Origin of the sequence: Spirosoma radiotolerans, from assembly GCF_000974425.1 — a bacterium.
Classification (GTDB): Bacteria; Bacteroidota; Bacteroidia; order Cytophagales; family Spirosomataceae; genus Spirosoma; species Spirosoma radiotolerans.
This window is the reverse complement of sequence record NZ_CP010429.1, coordinates 2,866,127-2,884,079: the sequence shown is the minus strand read 5'-3', so window position 1 is coordinate 2,884,079 and position 17,953 is coordinate 2,866,127. Positions and strand designations below refer to the sequence as shown.

The following is a 17,953-nucleotide window of genomic DNA, read 5'->3' as shown; positions in this document are numbered from 1 at the left end:
TCTTAAAATCGTTTGTCAGCCCTAAATTACAGTATACCCTCCTGTGTGGCCTGATACACGGTCCTCACGGTAGGCTGGAAACCCAGATAACGAGCCAGCGTACAATCGCTAAGGAGGTACCAAGGATTCACCAGTGGCTCGGAGGAGGAGTCTATTGGCTCACCAACTAACTGGGCTAATTCGTAAATCGACGTGGGGGCTTCATCGGCAATATTGACGATGCGCTCGTCCATCCCTCCCAACAAGGCCAAATTCATCGCCACGGCGATGTCGCGGTGGTGGATGGTACTCATCCGCATAGCGGGGTGCCAGTTGCCAGCTTTTGCGTACTTCGGTAAGGCTTCCAAATGCCCATCGCCGTCACCGTAAACAAAGGGAAACCGCAGGACCACCCAGTTCAGACCACTTTCACGCAGTTCCTTTTCAGCCGCCACCTTACTGGCAGGGTAAGCTTGTTGGGGCGTTACATTGTCATCTTCCCGGCCTGGATGCGAATTATCAGCGTTGTAGACGTTGGTCGTACTGGCCAAAATGAATCGGGCGGCCGGGGCATGCGCTTTTACCGCCCTAATCAGGTTGCGAGTCCCTTCTAAATTGCTCTTCCAAATCAGATCAGTGTCTTGGGTGCGAAAAACGGCGGCCAGATGAATAATGGCGGATACATCTTTCACGGCCTCGGTGAGCGAGGTAAAATCGAATAAATCGCCTTCTACTACCGTCACACCATCCGGAATACTCTTTCCGGCTCGTACCAGCGCACGGCAGTCCGTGCCCGCATCGACTAGACGCCGGAGCAGGCGCTCACCAACCAAACCGGTTACACCAGTTACCAATAGTTTACCCACTTGTCTGTTCATATCCTATCTAATTTATGATAGGAACAAAGTTCACCGGAGCGCCGTGAACCGAGCTGGATGAAAGCCGATGTGTTCAGGACAAATCCTGAAAAAACTCGGCAACCGTTCTACCGGTTACTTTTTTAAACAAGCGGGAAAAGTAATCGGGGTCATTGAAACCGAGTTCAAACGCTAGTTCCTTAACCGAAGTCCGCTCTCCATAGTACAGCCGGCGTCTGGCTTCCAGGATCAGTCGATTGGTCACAAATTCTTTTGGTGATAGTCCCGAATAGTGTTTAACGAGCTGATACAAACTATCCGTACTGAGAGCAAGTTCCTGGGCAATATCCTTAATGGCTGGGTGATCGGTCAAGTTGTTTTCAACGAATACCTTGAATCCGATATATTTGGCAAGTCGGTCATCGGCTGGCTTATGCTCCCCGGCCAAATAAGCCACATTTATTTCTGTCAGGAGGCTATTGAGATGGGCTAAAATGAGTTCAGGCTCTGTATTTGAAGCCGTCAATAAGCCTTGAAGCATGTCAAAAATCGCTTGAAGTCTATTGGCGGCAAGTGGTGAAAATCTTATTTTTTGCTGATTGATTGGATTCAACAGAAACGAATACTGTCTGGGTAATCGGGACAGGCATTGGTCATCAAAGCCCAGTTTATAATAATTATTCTCGTGTAGGGCGAAGGAAACCTGTTGAATCTGGTGGGGCAAACAGAACAGTAACTCATGCTTGCCAACCTCGATTGTTTCCCCATCAATCCCATATTGGGTACAGCCCTCTAGTACAAACAGCAAGAAGTAGTACCGTAAGCGGTGGGTAGGGCCGTAGTTTGCTCTGGCCTCTGGAGAGACATGGCCAAAATTGGGAGAAACGATCCGAATCGGTAGTTGGTTATTTTGGCTGAAATCTTCTGGTAACGAATTGGAAGCGGGCATACCTAGTGACTGCCAACATGGATGAATCAAAACATATCTTTCTCACTGGGAAAGGCAACCAGGGCCTAACAAAGCGGGGTGTAAAGTTTAGCTTCAACCCCATAAAATACAAATAAGTGTCTCGCATAGCAGCCGAAATTGAGGCATTACCGTATCGTGAAACGCCCCATTTATAGATACACTCTTGTGAGCGAATTTTGAGACATTAATCTTTAAAAATCTGTCAAACTTGGTTTGTAGCTTACGGTGAAGGATCTCCTCATTTTTTTGAACCTCGCTCGCTCAGCGCTAGCTTGACGGCTTCATACAAATTGACAATGGCTCCCGTTTTGGACAAGCTGGCAAAATCGACCGTCTGCTTGGTTCCTGGCTTCAGCACCGGCGTATGATACACCACCGCCGATTGCAAAATGATGCGCTTTAAATCCACAGGGGTGAGCATAGGAAAGTAGCTTTTCAACACAGCCGCCATGCCCGCAACGACCGGCGTAGCCATGCTGGTGCCACTGCCTGGCTCATACGTATTTTTAGGTGTAGTGGACTCAATCAGCACCCCAGGAGCAAATACGTCTACTGTCCGCTTACCGTAGTTGGAAAACTCGCCGACAAGACTACTGTCATTGCTTCGATCACTGGCCCCCACCGTGATCAAATTGGGTACCTGCTGGCCGTTTAAAAACAAAGGACTCGGATACATCCGGGCTGAATCAAGATCAATCTGGTCATTACCAGCTACGTGGACCAGTAACACCCCTTTTTGGCCCGCGTAGCGAATGGCGTCGTCGACCACCGACTGTTCGGGTGAGAAGTATTTACCAAAACTCATATTGATGATCTGTGCCCCATTGTCCACTGCATAACGGATGGCATTGGCTACGTCTTTGTCGCGTTCATCGCCGTCGGGGGTGGCCACCAGGCTCATGATCTGCACACGATCCGCTATGCCCTGCACGCCCAGCGTGTTGGTCCGATCAGCCGCAATAATGCCGGCAACATGGGTACCGTGCCAGGTACCAGTCTCTGTATAGCCACCAATGACATCGGCATTCCCGTAACCACGTTCGGTTAGATTGGCGGGTTTAGCATCAGTTGCAGGTGGGAAATACTGCAGATTGTAGGCATAGTTCACCCGAGTCTTGAGCCGACTATTGACCCGCTGGTGGCCGCGCTGGTAACTGTCAAGATCCTGGTTTGCGTAGCCACGCATCAGCATGCCCTGGTAAAAAGCCTGTGCCTGTTTGATGAGTGTCGTATCACTGGTGGGCGGATGGTGCAGCAGGGCCGTATCAATCCGAGTGACCCCAAAGACCTGCTTCAACTGGGCAATCGTGGCGCTGTCCTGCGCGAGGAAGCGGCTATCTACCGTATAGCTCTGCTTATAGCCAGCTTGTCGGCTTTCAAAATAGGGCTTCACTACTTTCCAAAGCGCCAGTTCTCGTGGCTGAGAGGCCGTGCTGCCTTTCGTCTCGAATAATGGTTGAAGCCGGGCGTAAAGCCGGGTCTCTTCTTTCTGAAGAAAAGCCAGGGTTCTCCCGTCCTTCAGGCCCAGAAAATTCCAGCCGTGGATGTCATCTATGTAGCCATTGCGGTCATCGTCCCTGCCGTTATCGACCAGTTCCCTGGGGTTAGTCCAAATGAGGGATTTCAAGTCTTCATGGTTAGTATCGACGCCCCCATCAATAACCGCGACAATGACTGGTGTCTTAGGCTTGGGCAGGGTCTGCAGGAGTTGATAAGCTCGGTTGGTGCTGATACCGATGGTTTTGTCCGTCAGGGGGTCCAGGTGATGCCACTGCACCCAGGGTTTTTGCGCAAAAGCTATCCCGGCGACAAATATTAGGCTAATTAATAGGATGATGCTCAGTCGCATAGAGTAGGCGGCATGGGAGAGACGATAGACAAAGGTACTTGATTCGTTGGTGGGGCAGGTATCCTGTTGAGTGAATGGTCAACTAATCCGGAATGAGAACTAAATCGTCTCATTTTTGAGAATATAAGGACAGAGGCTAGTCCAGCTGTTTCCTGCGCTTTTCTAGCAAATCCGTTAGCAAGTTTGTCAGCGCTCCCAGATCTACCGGCTTCACTAGATGACCATCGAATCCCGCTTCCTGGGTGCGCTCACGGTCGTCCGCCTGGCCATAACCCGTTAAGGCAATAATCACCACTTGCTGACCCCAAGCCTGCTCCCGGATGGTTCCACATGTGGCATACCCATCCAACTCGGGCATCCCAATATCCAGCAGAATGGCCGAGGGGTGTAGTTGTTCAGCGGCTTCGATGCCGGCCCGACCGCTAGTTCGGGTATGGGCGTCATAGCCGTTCAGCTTCAGCAGCATGGCCAGGGTTAAAGCCGCATCGGCGTTATCATCCACCACTAAAATCCGCCGGGCAGCCGATGGATTATTGACCTGCGGCTTGGGAGTAACCTCTGGTTCAGGAGCCGTTGGGGGCGTCGGTAGATGAACGGTGAAGGTGCTCCCCTGGCCTAACCCTTCGCTTTGAACGGCCACGCGTCCCCCATGCAGTTCGACTAATTGTTTGACCAAGGTTAGGCCTAAGCCTAAGCCCCCTTTCGAGCGAGCCAGCGTGTTATCCATCTGCACAAATAATTCAAAGATGGACTCTAACTGATCAGCTGCTAAGCCAATGCCGTTATCCCGCACTTTAAGTATGGCTTCTTGACGGCCAAGTTCCAGACTCAGCCAGACCTGACCCTGCTCGCCAGTATAACGGGCACCATTGGTTAATAGATTGGCCACTACTTGCGTAAGCCGGTCCTTGTCACCTTCCACCTCAATCAAAGCAGTGGGCAGCTCAACCTGCAAGCGTCGCCCCTGCTCTTGGTACAACGGCTGAACCGATTCAGCGGCCTGGGCGATCACCTTCCCCAGATTGACCCGCTGCCGCTTCAACTCGATCTTGCCCTGGCTAATGCGGCTTACATCCAGCAGATCATCAACCATCCGAACTAACAGATTGGTTTGCCGGTTCATAATGGCTAGTGTGTCGCGGCTGGTCTGGTCCTTACCGTCGGTAAGGGTCAGGATTTGCAACCCTGAACGGATAGTGGACATGGGATTGCGCAGCTCATGAGCCAGCATGGCTAAAAACTCGTCTTTGCGCTGGTAGGCTAATCGCAGGGCTTCTTCGGCGCGGGTGTGTTCCAGTGTTTGGGTATCCTGGGAAAGGATAATGGCCGCGGCCTGGGTGATGGCCTTGGCCAGGGCCGCTTCCTGGGCCGTGGCCTCGTGGACGTCCGGAAAGTAGAGGGCCAAACTACCGATGGCTTTGCCCTGCCGGGTCAGGATCGGGTAGGAGCTGGTGGCCCGAAACTGATGGGCGGTGGCCATAGGCAGATAGGGTTGCCAGGGCGGGGCTTGACACACATCTCGGGTGTGCACGGGGCGGCCGGTAGCCATGGCATAGCCGCTGCAAAACGAGTCGTCGCTAACGGGAAAGCCATTCAAGGGGGCCGTGTAGGCTGGGTCCATGTCGCCCGCCCCTTCGATGGCATGTAAGCGTTTGCCGTCGGGATAGGCCAGATAAAAGGCCGTGCGCACCCCGATTTCCAACTCCAGTTTGACCATTCGAGCGAGTATGTTCAAGGAGTTGACCAAGGGCTCGCCGTTGACGGCCGCCTGAAAGGCCTGGTTCTGGATTAGGGTGCGCTGTGTAGCGGCAGCCTGCAGTGGATCGGGTTGTAATAGGCTGTTCATGGCTGGGCAAAGGCTCTTTGGCAAAACCATTTAGTTGCTGATGTGGTATTAGCCCACTAAGTTAGTCTATTATTGGCCTTATTCTGACGTATAGGAGCGGGTAAAAGATCGTGAACCACTAGCGTTTTTAGAAACGCCCGAATTAATGAGCAGATGCATAAACACTTCGTCGGCTCAGGCAGGAGCCTATTCATGAGCATTTCATCGGCTCAAGCAGGATCATTTTTTATAAAGGTGTTACATTATCCCAAAAGGCCGTCTTAGGAATAACTTAATAGTATTCCTTCAACTAATTAACATCGATGAGCTTATCAATAACTGAACTGAAAGGGAGCACAGATGCTCTTATCGACGCATTAAAAGGCCAGGGCATTACCAATAGTGAAGCGCTTCTAGAAGCCAGCCGTACCCCCACTGATCGGAAGAAGCTGGCAGCGCTGGCCAATACAGAGGCAAGTGTAATTTTAGATTTAGCGAACCGGGCAGACCTGGCTCGTATAACAGGTATTGGCGGTGTATACAGCGACTTATTGGAAGAGGCAGGTGTCGATACTGTTAAAGAATTAGCCCGGCGGTCTGCGGAAAATTTACTTATCAAAATTACTGAAATTAACTCGACTAAAGAATTGACGCTTCGTCCCCCCTCGCTTGAGCAGCTTGCTGACTTTATCGAGCAGGCTAAAACATTACCCACAGGACTGGAATACTGATTGACACTGTGTACAGGAAAGCCAGGTTGAGTAGTTCAACAAAACCAGACATGATAATAACCCGTCAATTTAGGTTAATCCAACCACTAGCTGGTGATCGGTTGCAACTACTTCAGAGAGCTCCTTTAGTGCATCGTCGTCTCATTTGGGAGAGTTTTATAAGAGTAGAGTACAACTCCCAAATAGTATGGTAAAGGGGAAGCAGCTGACAATTGATACAGATGGCTAGCTTGCTTTCGAAAGCCTGTTAAATTAAGTTAAGGTTGGCTGTCAAGCTTTTATTGATTCCTGAAAGGCCACACTTTTGTGAGCAACTTAACAGAGAAGAATGAAGTTTTTTCATGTACTGGCTCGTATATCCATATTCATTGGCTTAACAGCTTGCAATCGGTTGAGCAATGATCCGGCTGCAACCTATATCTATCAGCTTCCTGAACAGTTCTCAGATGGTTGGTCAGTGGCTTCGCTCAAAAGCCAGCAAGTCGATCCCAAGCCCATTGAGGATTTAACCAATCAGATTCTGAGGGAACAATATCATAATATTCATAGCTTACTCATCGTCAGGAACGGCAAACTGGTTTACGAAAACTACTTCAATGGCTATACTCAAGCCATTCCCGAAAACATTTACTCGGCCACCAAAAGCATCACCTCCCTGCTAGTTGGTATTGCGCTTGACAAACACCTGATTAACCGGATTGAGGATAAAGTATTGGATTATTTTCCCCAATACGCTGATTTACCCAACCTGACTACCGCCAAAAAGCAACTTACCATCCGGGATTTGCTGACAATGAGTTCAGGCCTGGAATGTAATGATGATGACCCCCAATCGCCCGGTAATGAATCAACGATGTACCACTCCTCGGATTGGGTTCACTATACGCTTAGTTTACCCATGAAGGCTGATCCGGGTACACTAACAGCCTATTGCACAGGAGGAGTCGCTGTCTTGGGTGGTATTCTTGAGCGGGCAACAGGACAAACCATCGACGAGTTTGCCCAGGCCTCTTTGTGGACCCCGCTAGGTATCCAGTCCATTCGCTGGGATCGTATGCCCACCGGTCAGGTCAATACCAGTGGGCGTATGTTTATTCGACCACGCGACATGGCCAAACTTGGGCAATTGGTTCTGAATCAAGGCAAATGGCAGGGGCAGCAAGTTGTGTCCGCCGACTGGGTAAGGGAATCGACTCGCCAACAGGTGGTTCTGCGCGATCAGGAATACGGGTATTTATGGTGGCGTAGGTCATTCCTGATGGATGGTAAAACGGTTCCTGCTTACTATGCGTCGGGCAATGGCGGGCAGTATATTGTCGTTATTCCGAGCGAAAATATGGTCGTTGTTTCTACAGCGGGGAATTTGAATTCCGCCTTTACGGCGCAAGTATTTGGTATGATCCGCTTTGGCATTCTTCCCGCTTTGTTATGAGGAAGTCTATAGTGAGCCTCCTGCTGGTTTATCTGTTTGTGGCCTTAACTAAGCCGGTTCTGGGTCAGCAGCGAACGCAATTTTTGGGGCTGACCGCTGGGTTATCTCCCTTGCAACTTAAGGATCGATTTCGTTCAGAGTACACCTATCGAGGAGCCGGGTTGGGCCTACAGGTTTATTACGGCCAAAACCGATTAAAAACGCAGTGGCAGCTCGAAGCAGCCTATAGCCAGGTAAGCTCTCAATCCATCGTTTCCCGAAGAGCGTCTACCCAACTTGGGGATTTACTTTTCACTTACCGATGGCGATTGTCGTCTACTAGCCGCCAGGAAAATCGGTTTGCGTTTTTTGGCGGTCCTGGCCTTCACCTGTTTAGCACGACCACCAATTACTCACCGGACATTGACGTCAAAACAGTGGTAACGACAGGGATTGCCGCTTTAGGTGTATCGGCGAAGGCAACTTATCAACTGAGCGCCAAACAGAGCCTTGAAGGGCAGGGCTTTGTTTCAGCCCTTAGTGGGGTTTATCGCCCCGATTACGCCTATTTTGGCCGCGATAAACTGGCTGTAAGCTGGTTGGGCAAGAATCCTTTCTTGAACGCCCAGTTATCGTATCAGTATCAACTTAGTAAACAGTTGAAGGCAATTGGAATTTACCAACTAACTTACTTCCATTACGATAAGCCTCGCCCCGTAACTGGGTTAACTCAAAGCGTTCGGCTAGGCCTTCAACGAACGTTTTAGGGACTCCTTTGGGTATCACTTGTGATCTACTCAGTTATGATGAAATCTTGCCTATCTCATGTATGAGCCTTTTATGAGAAAGGCATTTAAAGGCGAGACACTGCTTAAAGGAGTTTCAGTTTTCTCAACCAGGCTTATACTGTGATTTCGACTTCTTTTGCTCTGACTCCCTGGCGGTTTTACGACCGCCAATTCGTTACCCGTAATACGGTCAATAAGGGAATCTTGGAGCGGTTCGAGCAGTTATTGAACCAGTATTCTCAGACCGATAAACCTCAACTGATTGGCTTGCCTTCGGTGGCCTACTGCGCGGGTGAATTGAATTTATCAGCCAATTATTTTGGCGACCTAATCAGAAAAGAAACCGGCAAAACAGCTCAGGAATATATCCAGGCAAAGGTGATTGATGTCGCCAAAGAACGGATTTTTGATCAGCCGAAATCGGTTAGTCAAATTGCCTATGATCTAGGTTTTAAATATCCTCAGCACTTCATCCGGCTCTTTAAACAGCGAGTTGGCCAATCCCCCAACGAATACAGGATGCTGAACTAAAGCCTATAACGCAATCTATCCAAGAATGTGTCCGACTTGCCTGTCTCTTTGAACGCCGGTTAAGCGTGTCGCCTAGTGGCACGATTAGAAAGATGCTGGTAGCATACCCCAATTGGGTCGCCGTTATCAGTAAACTCGCTCCTGCTTTATCAATGGAGAGCGACGAAGCAATATAGCGCAACAGCGGCTGTTCCCAGTACAGGTTCGCTAAGGCAATGCCTCCCGAAACAGCGAAGACCCAGGTTTGCTAGCAGACATTCGAGGATGACTTGCTGGCTGCATAGCTGACGTAGCGTTACTGGTGTCCAACGATTTTGTGTGGCACGTAAGGCTCTTCTAAAAAGGCAATTTCCTCCGCACTCAGCGTAATATCCAGGGCCGGTACCGCATTTTCCAGATGGGAAAATTTCGTGGCTCCAATGATAGGAATAGTTACCGGTTGCTTCTGGAGCAACCAGGCCAGTGCAATTTCTACACGCGCCATCCCCCGTTTTTGGGCGATGGAAGCCACCCGCTCGATGACGAGCTTGTCGGCATCCGCGCTCGCATCGTACTTTATTTTCTGCACCATATCGGTTTCACTCCGCTCGGTCTTTTCGGTGAAGTCACGCGTCAACCTGCCCGATGCCAGGGGGCTATACGGCGTCAGGGCAATGTTCTCTGACTTACAATAGGGAATCATCTCCCGTTCTTCCTCCCGATAAAGCAGGTTCAAGTGGTTTTGCATCGAGGCAAACCGCGTCCAGCCCCGTTGATCGGCGATCTGATTGGCCTTTTGAAACTGCCAGGTATACATGGAGGAAGCGCCGATGTAACGCGTCTTTCCGGCCTTCACCAGATCGTGTAAGGCTTCCATGGTTTCTTCGATGGGCGTCGCGTAATCCCAGCGGTGAATGATGTACAGATCGACGTAATCGGTTTCTAGCCGCTTGAGGCTGTTATCCATCTCACTCAGGATCGCCTTTCGGGAAAGTCCTTTCCCATTGGGTTTATCCGTCATCGGAAAGAAAACCTTGGTGGCGATGACCACCTCATCCCGGCTGGCGAAGTCCTTTAACGCGCGTCCTACTATTTCTTCACTGTTGCCAAAGGCATAGGCATTCGCCGTATCAAAAAAGTTGATCCCTACTTCCAGGGCTTTCTGGATAACCGGGCGGCTGGCGGCTTCATCTAGTCCCCACTGGTTTTGTGACCAATTTTCGGCCTGACCGAATCCCATACAGCCTAAGCATAGTTGGGATACGTCCAATCCGGTATTGCCAAGCTTAACGTATTTCATGACTGTTTGCGTGATAGGTAACTGCCGCCCTGATCAGGAGCGAATGACACCACAAAGGTAGGTCGATCAACCGGGTCACAGTTAACACATATCAAACAGAAAAGTAATGATTTCAAATAATCACCTTGGTTAGTTATTGGCGGTGAGCCATCAGCCCCGGAAGGATTTAGGGATACTTCCGGTCACTCGTTTGAAGTAGTTGTTGAAATGAGTGGTATAGGCAAAGCCCAGGCCGTAGGCAATTTGGGCGATACTCCAATCGGTATGCTGCAAAAGCGCTTTGGCTTCACTGGCAATGCGTTCGGCGATATGATTGGTAGTGGGCTTGCCCGTAATTTCTTTCACCGATCGATTCAAGTGGTTGACGTGCACTGACAGCCGATCGGCATAGTCCTGAGCGGTGCGTAGGGTTAGCGGTTGCTCTGGGCTGTCGATGGGAAACTGTCGCTCCAAAAGATCTAGAAACAGGACTGTCATGCGTGAGGCAGCACTTTTGTGCTGAATCAACGTATCGGAGGGCTGAATCTTTAGCGCTTCGTGAACCACCAACTGAATATAATTGCGAATCAGTTCATCCTTAAAGGGATACTGCCCGTCCTGCTCGCTGAGCATCTTGTTGAATAATTCGTCAAAGACGACTACCTGACTGGCCGTAAGGGGTAGGATCGGTGTGCCCCCGATCCTGAATAAAGGCGATGTCTGAATACTTTCCGAACGCTCAACGGCTTTGAGAAATTGTTCACTAAACAGACAGGAATAGCCAATTTGCCTGGGCGAAAGCAGTTCGACGGAATACGGAATATGGGGGTTGCCGAAGAACAAAAACGGGCCATTGACTTCCACGCTGCGATTAGCATAGTGAATGACCATGTGAGCGGTTGAGAGAATGATTTTATAAAAGTCTCTTCGCCGATAGGTGGGTGCTCCGCTGGCCGGAATATCGACCGGATAAACATTGAAACCCCGGAGCTTTAAATTCACCGAATTGGCTTCATAAACTGCGTCAACCGTTTGGTTATTCATAACGCAAAGTTAATGAAATCAATCGACCCTTCGATTAGTCTCCCGAGTTTCCTTGACACTCAGTAGTTGGGCGTTTTGGTCTGGGTTTATGTTCATGCTATTCTAGGAAATACGAAAGGGAGTGGTGTCACATTAAACGCCCCATTTAATAAGCGAATGCATGAAATGATTTATCGTCTCAAGTAGGAGCATTTTTTATGATTTCAAGGTTTACCATTTAGCGTATATATGAGCATAAGCTGGTGAGAGGATTTTACTTTTTCCCTCTGTTTTCAAAAATGATAAGGAAAGGGTTATGCTTTAGTTGGTCACTTTACTTTGAAAGGCGCATATTTGATGAAAGTAGGTTGTAATGATTCAGAATAACATATATTTGTTCTATAAACAGCTCTATTTTTGTTTACAAAATATGAAAGTCGATTCGCTTGCCAATAAAGCCTATATCGAAATCAGGCGGAAAATTTTATCCAACCAGTTGGTGGCGGGTACTCGCTTAAAAGAAGACCTATGGGCTAAAAAGATAGACGTAAATCGAATGGCGGTTCGCGAAGCACTAACTCGGCTTCAAGGTGAGCAATTGATTGTCTTTGGCGAAAAAGGAGGCTATTTTGTGAAATCCATGACCGCCAGCGACATCCGGGAAATTCGTGAAATTCGTGAATTACTGGAATTAGGAGCCCTCCGGCTAGCTATTCAAAAAATTGATGATCAACAACTTGCTAAGCTGGAGGAAATTTGCAACGACTTTTCATCCATGGTAGAGCGAGGTTATTTGAGTGGTGCGTTGGAAGCCGATGTCAAATTTCACGAAACCTTGATCGACTGCGCCGGCAATTCCAAACTGATGGATATATATCAAATCAGCAATATTCCCCTGTTTCACCAAAAAATCGGGAAGACACAGATCCATATGGACGACTATGAACTTACCGACCAGGAGCACCGACAGATCCTGAAAGGCCTAAAAGAAAAAGACTTACCCCTCGCTCAGGAAGCCCTCACCAAGCATCTACTCCGGGGCGAAAACGCTTCCTTAGAGATCGAATAGACACCAATACCCGCCTGTCTTTATTCTTCCACAGGCTCTAATCGGCCCATTTCTTACCTTTCAGTGACGTTAGCCTCAAAACCTGGCAGGTTAGGTTTTGAGAAACCTCCTGTATGCACAGGCAGCTACTCCCATTTCTCAATCTTACACTGGCCCGCATATTCAGGCGTATCAAACGGTTGCCAGTAGTTTCTATTCGCCTTTTCTGGCTTAAAACGATTATTTCTATACTAATTAGCCTTGTGTACCCTATTTCCTGGCTGGGCTTCGCCAATTGACTTAAAAATTATTCTGAATTTTTTTTGTTTACAAAATTGTGCTTTATTTGTAATCAAATACAGAAGGCGACTTTGTATAGCGCTTCATAGAATAGAGTAAGTAAATACAGTTGCGCCCCGATCAGGCCGACGGGTTACAGGTAGTATCTAAACAGGCAGGGCCCTGCCGATTCAGATAGATAAAGGTTCGTTAATGGTGGTTGTACGGCATCCCATTTATAAAATTTTTTTTGATTGATTAGCTCGACGAAATGGTAAACGGCTCTTTTCGAAGGGATCGTAAGTGACTACGATGGAGTACCTAATGGCAACACTCTTCAAACGCATAACTCTTTTTTTTAACAGATTATGAATGACTCACTACGTCTTAGAAAAGAAACTGTGTGCATGCTGCTCTTCTGCATGCTGGCAACGGTTTGGGCAAACGCGCAAACACTAATTTCAGGAAAAGTCACCAGTGCTGAGGATCAGCAACCTATTGCGGGAGCCAATGTATTAGTAAAAGGATCGACAACGAGTGGCACGTTCACCGGTGCCGATGGGGGCTTTACGCTCTCCGTCCCAACAAATACCAGCTTGATTATTTCCTATATCGGCTATCAGGCTCAGGAGGTTACCGTTGGTTCACAAACAAACTTCTCGATTGTGTTAACCCCATCCATTACTTCACTGAGTGAAGTGGTGGTAACGGGTTACTCATCCGAAAAGAAGAAAGACATAACCGGCTCTGTATCCATTGTCGACATAAAAGCCTTAAAGTCAATCCCTTCCGGATCGGCTGTACAGGCATTACAAGGGCAGGTACCAGGGGTAACCATTCTTAATTCAGGTGCGCCGGGAAGTCCGAGTAATATCTTCATTCGGGGAATAAGCTCGTTTGGCAATACCCAACCGCTGGTGCTGATCGACGGTATTCAGGCGGAACTAAACGACGTAAGCGCCACCGATATTGAGTCGGTTCAGGTACTGAAAGATGCGGGCGCTGCTGCTATTTATGGCGTTAGGGGCTCGAATGGGGTGATCATCGTAACCACCAAAAAAGGGCGGTCGGGCCAGCCAACCATTGCATATGATGCCTATTATGGCTCACAACAACCCTTACAAGGCAATGTCTTTAACCTAATGAACTCCTCGGACTTCGCCCGCCTGACCAAAGTGGCCTATCCAACTACGGGGCTGTTTCAGAATGGCTTACCCGATTATACCTTCCGGGGACCAAGCGCAACAGGCATTGGCAATACAGGAGATGCCGCAGTTGATCCCACCAAATATAACTTCGATGCTACCAATCCGGCCAGGAATTACCTGATTCAGGCGGTCAACAAAACGGGTACCGACTGGTTTCACGAACTGTTTAAAAATGCGCCGATGACCAGCCACAACCTGACGGCCAGTGGCGGTACCGATAAGTCAAACTACATGGTTTCGCTCAATTACTTCAATCAACAGGGCACCATGCTGAAAACGTACCTTAAACGGTATTCAGGGCGCGTGAACACACAGTTTAAAGTAAAAAACAACATCCGAATTGGCGAGAATGCATATTTCTTCTACAAGCAAAACCCTGGTTTCGACAACCTGAGTAGCGGTAACCCGATTGCCTGGACCTACCGGGCCATGCCCATCATTCCGGTCTACGACATCAAAGGAAACTACGGCGGAACGTTTGCGGGACCTGAATTGGGTAGCTCATCGAACCCGGTTGCCGTTCAGATGAATACGTCCAATAATAAGATGAATACCTGGGATGTGGTTGGTAATGTATTTGCCGAGGTCGATTTCCTGAAGCACTTTACAGCCCGTACCAGCTTTGGTGGAAGCATTGATAATCAATACGCTACAAACTTCACCTTTACCCCTTACAACAACTCTGAAGGAAACACAAACCCCAATTCATTCGCTGAGACTGCGTTGTTCAACACCAATACCATGTGGACGAATACCCTGACGTATACCAATGCAGTCGGGAAGCATAACGTGAAAGTGATTGCCGGTTCGGAAGCCATTCGGAATTATGGTCGGGCGGTAACGGCCTCCAGCAGTGGTTTCTTTTCCACTAACTACGACTACCTGACGCTCAACAACGGTACCTCTAATGTAACCAATACCAGCAGTGCCTACGAAAATACCTTATTCTCGCTCTTTGGCCGACTGGATTACTCCTTCAATGAAAAGTACCTGTTAGGCGTAACGGTTCGTCGCGATGGATCGTCGCGATTTGGGTCAGAACGTCGGTATGGCACCTTCCCATCGGTATCGGCGGGCTGGCGCATATCGGGTGAGGAATTTATGAAAAACGTGACCTGGCTCAACGACCTGAAACTGCGTGGTAGCTATGGTGTTCTGGGTTCCCAGAATAACGTTAGTCCCCAAAATGCCTTCACCCTGTTCGGCGGCTCGTTCTTCGATGCCTATTACGACATTAGTGGTGGCGGTAAACTGGCCCAGGGTTTTGCACAGACGAACATTGGAAACCCCAACACTGGCTGGGAGCAAAACGTAGTGACTAATGTTGGCCTCGATGCTACGGTGTTCAACAAACTGGATCTTTCAGTCGAGTATTACAAGAAGTCGATCAATGGGCTACTGTTTGCTCAAACCTTACCAGCAACAGTTGGTGGTGCTACAGCCCCTACGGTAAACGTCGGGGATATTCAAAACAAAGGGGTTGATATTGGTATAACGTATAGAGGAACCGTTAGTAATGATCTTCAATTCAGCGTTGGTGCTAACATTACCACCTACAACAACAAGGTGATCAATATCCCCTCACCCACCTATTTCGAAACCGCCAATACCCAGAATCTGGGCAACGTAGTTCGGAACCAGGTTGGTCAGGAAGTTAGTTCGTTCTTCGGCTACAACGTCATTGGTTTGTTTAGAAGTGATGCTGAGGTAAGCGCTTCACCTACGCAAAGCGGAGCCGCTCCAGGCCGCTTTAAATACCAGGATGTGAACGGCGACGGCAAAATTGACGCCAGTGACCGTACATTCCTGGGAAGCCCAAACCCCGACTTTACGTATGGACTGAACCTGGGCCTGACCTACAAGCGATTCGACTTTTCAACAACGCTTTATGGCTCGCAGGGTAACGAGATTTTCAATACTGTGAAATCGTTTACGCACTTCTTCAGTACGTATGTGGGGGCCAAAAGCAACGATCTGCTAAACGCCTGGACACCCGAAAATCCGAATTCGAACATCCCGAAAATTGAATCGACAGGATCATTTAGTTCATCGGGTGTGCCTAACTCCTTCTATGTCGAAAACGGCTCGTTTCTGAAAATGCGCTCGCTGGTGATTGGGTATACGGTAAGCCCGCTGCTGTTACGTAAGTACGGCCTGAATAAATTACGGGTATATGCCCAGGGTGCTAACCTCTTCACGATTACGAAATACAGTGGCCTGGACCCCGAAGTAAGCGGACTTAGCTCGGCCTTTGGCGTCGATTACGGCAACTACCCCAGCAATCAGAAAAATTTCATCTTTGGCCTTAACGTCTCTTTCTAAAACACCATAAACCGTTATCAATCATGAACTATACCAAGTTTGTTGTAGGCTTATCGTGTTGCCTGGTATTTTTAACCGCAACCAATTCCTGCACGAAGGAATACCTGGAAGTTGGTGCCATCGGTGCCACCAGTGAAACAACGTTAGCCAACAAAGCCGGGGTAAATGGCTTGCTGGTAGGTGCATACTCCCTGCTCGATGGCTGGGGTGTACCCAATACGACCTATTATTTCATTGGGGTCAGCAACTGGATTTACGGGGGCGTAACCTCCGACGACGCCCACACCGGCACCCAGGCATCGGCCCTGCCGCCAATGGAATCGGTCGAGAGTTACAAATACGACGCGACCATGGCCCCGTTCAATAACAAGTGGATTGTGTTATATGCCGGTGTACAACGGGCAAATGATGTACTCCGGTTACTGGCGAAAGTAACCGACAACTCGATGACGGCCGAAGAAATCAAGCAGATCAAGGCCGAAGCTACGTTCTTACGGGCGGTTTATCATTTCGAAGCAGCTAAATTATGGGAGAACGTGCCCTATCTCGACGAAACGGTAAGCTATGCCAACGCGAATTACAACGTAGGCAATACAGCCTCGGTCTGGTCTAAACTGGAAGCGGATTTCAAATTTGCTGCCGATAACTTGAGCGCTACCAAGTCAGATCCGGGCCGGGCCAATAGCTGGGCAGCGAAAGCATTTCTGGCCAAGGTGTACATGTTCCAGGATAAATACGCCGAAGCAAAGCCCGTTTTGGCCGATGTGATTGCGAATGGGGTAACGGCTTCTGGCTTAAAATACGCGCTGGTCAATTTCGCCGATAATTTTAACCCCTCGAAAAAGAACAGTGCGGAGTCGGTCTTTGCCGTGCAGATGTCCATCGACCAAACCTACCAGAATGGCAACTATGGCGATGCGCTGAACTTCCCAATGGGCGGACCAGCGACCTGCTGTGGTGCGTATCAGCCCTCGTTTAGTCTGGTTAACTCCTACAAAACCGATCCCAATACCGGTCTGCCGTTGCTGACAACATTCAACGATTCCGACATCACCAATGACCAGGGCCTTGAAAGCAGCGCGCCCTTTACGCCCTATACAGGCACGCTCGATGCCCGTCTGGATTACACGGTGGGTCGCCGGGGGATTCCGTACCTGGACTGGGGTGTTCACCCTGGTAAAGCCTGGATTCGCGTGCAGGCAGTAGCCGGTCCCTACAGCCCGATCAAAACGATTTATTACCAGGCCGCTCAGGCAACCACCTCTTTGTTCTCGCGCTGGACGTCAAACAATTACACCATGATCCGTTTTGCCGATGTGCTGTTGTGGGCGGCTGAGGTCGAAGTTGAAATTGGCTCATTGGCACAGGCGCAAACCTATGTCAATCAGGTTCGGGCACGAGCCGCAAATCCGAATGGATGGGTGAAGAAATACGTCGACAACAGTGCCCCGCTGAAAGGCTTTACCGCTGAACCGGCAGCGAACTATAAGGTCGGTTTATACACGAATGAATTCACGGCCAATGGGAAAGATTTTGCCCGTGAAGCAGTTCGTTTCGAGCGAAAACTGGAGTTCGCCATGGAAGGCCACCGTTTCTTCGATCTGCGTCGCTGGGATAATGGTACCGGTTATATGGCCACAACCCTGAACAACTACGTGAAGCATGAAACGTCGATTCCAGGGTATGACTTTACGTATATGAAAGGCGCAACCTTCACGAAAGGCAAAAACGAACTCTACCCGATTCCTCAGGCCCAGATTGATTTGAGTGTAACGGGTGGCGCACCGGTGCTCAAACAAAATCCGGGGTATTAAACCAAAGCAAGGTTAGATTCTGTGGATTCTATTGGCCCAATTAATATTAATTTGTTGGCT

At 49.1% G+C, this 17,953-nt stretch carries 12 protein-coding genes and 1 pseudogene; 7 read left to right on the top strand and 6 right to left on the bottom strand.

The window, feature by feature from the left end; genetic code table 11:
- Window positions 1–26 precede the first annotated feature (26 nt).
- The 4 genes from SD10_RS11715 to SD10_RS11700 all read right to left on the bottom strand — a co-directional run bounded on the left by SD10_RS11715 (window position 27) and on the right by SD10_RS11700 (window position 5,501).
- Window positions 27–857 carry an NAD-dependent epimerase/dehydratase family protein gene (locus SD10_RS11715; protein ID WP_046573968.1) on the bottom strand — a complete coding sequence of 277 codons (831 nt, stop codon included), beginning with the start codon at window positions 855–857 and terminating at the stop codon, window positions 27–29.
- Between the two features lie 73 nt (window positions 858–930).
- On the bottom strand, window positions 931–1,785 hold the full coding sequence (locus SD10_RS11710; RefSeq protein ID WP_046573967.1) for an AraC family transcriptional regulator: 855 nt from the start codon (window positions 1,783–1,785) through the stop codon (window positions 931–933).
- Window positions 1,786–2,044: 259 nt separating this feature from the next.
- Window positions 2,045–3,655, bottom strand: a complete 1,611-nt coding sequence (locus SD10_RS11705) for a S8 family peptidase (RefSeq protein ID WP_082111576.1) — start codon at window positions 3,653–3,655, stop codon at window positions 2,045–2,047.
- A gap of 136 nt (window positions 3,656–3,791) precedes the next feature.
- Window positions 3,792–5,501 carry a hybrid sensor histidine kinase/response regulator gene (locus SD10_RS11700; protein ID WP_052731162.1) on the bottom strand — a complete coding sequence of 570 codons (1,710 nt, stop codon included), beginning with the start codon at window positions 5,499–5,501 and terminating at the stop codon, window positions 3,792–3,794.
- 302 nt (window positions 5,502–5,803) lie between these two features.
- Between SD10_RS11700 and SD10_RS11695 the strand changes: the two genes are divergently transcribed.
- From SD10_RS11695 to SD10_RS11680, 4 genes and pseudogenes are all read left to right on the top strand, one after another.
- Window positions 5,804–6,211, top strand: coding sequence for a DUF4332 domain-containing protein (locus tag SD10_RS11695; protein ID WP_046573966.1), 408 nt, complete (start codon window positions 5,804–5,806; stop codon window positions 6,209–6,211).
- A gap of 328 nt (window positions 6,212–6,539) precedes the next feature.
- Window positions 6,540–7,643 carry a serine hydrolase domain-containing protein gene (locus tag SD10_RS11690; RefSeq protein ID WP_046573965.1) on the top strand — a complete coding sequence of 368 codons (1,104 nt, stop codon included), beginning with the start codon at window positions 6,540–6,542 and terminating at the stop codon, window positions 7,641–7,643.
- Window positions 7,640–8,389, top strand: coding sequence for a hypothetical protein (locus SD10_RS11685; RefSeq protein WP_148562431.1), 750 nt, complete (start codon window positions 7,640–7,642; stop codon window positions 8,387–8,389). Before SD10_RS11690 ends, SD10_RS11685 begins: the two co-directional genes overlap by 4 nt.
- Before the next feature lie 174 nt (window positions 8,390–8,563).
- Window positions 8,564–8,941: pseudogene (locus tag SD10_RS11680) on the top strand (helix-turn-helix domain-containing protein); the annotation flags it as partial.
- Window positions 8,942–9,236: 295 nt separating this feature from the next.
- Here SD10_RS11680 and SD10_RS11675 read toward each other — a convergent pair.
- Together SD10_RS11675 and SD10_RS11670 are read right to left on the bottom strand one after the other, a co-directional pair.
- Window positions 9,237–10,220 carry an aldo/keto reductase gene (locus tag SD10_RS11675; RefSeq protein WP_046573963.1) on the bottom strand — a complete coding sequence of 328 codons (984 nt, stop codon included), beginning with the start codon at window positions 10,218–10,220 and terminating at the stop codon, window positions 9,237–9,239.
- Between the two features lie 150 nt (window positions 10,221–10,370).
- Window positions 10,371–11,243 (bottom strand): helix-turn-helix domain-containing protein, encoded by an 873-nt coding sequence (locus tag SD10_RS11670; RefSeq protein ID WP_046573962.1) that lies wholly within the window; start codon window positions 11,241–11,243, stop codon window positions 10,371–10,373.
- A gap of 409 nt (window positions 11,244–11,652) precedes the next feature.
- On the opposite strand from SD10_RS11670, the gene SD10_RS11665 reads away from it, so the two are divergent.
- The 3 genes from SD10_RS11665 (at window position 11,653) to SD10_RS11655 (ending at window position 17,893) form a co-directional block, all read left to right on the top strand.
- Window positions 11,653–12,291: a GntR family transcriptional regulator gene (locus SD10_RS11665; protein ID WP_046573961.1), complete on the top strand. Its 639-nt coding sequence runs from the start codon at window positions 11,653–11,655 to the stop codon at window positions 12,289–12,291.
- A gap of 626 nt (window positions 12,292–12,917) precedes the next feature.
- A complete protein-coding gene (locus SD10_RS11660) occupies window positions 12,918–16,079 on the top strand; it encodes a SusC/RagA family TonB-linked outer membrane protein (protein WP_046573960.1) in 3,162 nt (1,053 codons plus the stop codon).
- Between the two features lie 23 nt (window positions 16,080–16,102).
- Window positions 16,103–17,893, top strand: a complete 1,791-nt coding sequence (locus SD10_RS11655; protein WP_046573959.1) for a RagB/SusD family nutrient uptake outer membrane protein — start codon at window positions 16,103–16,105, stop codon at window positions 17,891–17,893.
- The last annotated feature ends 60 nt before the right edge of the window (window positions 17,894–17,953 follow it).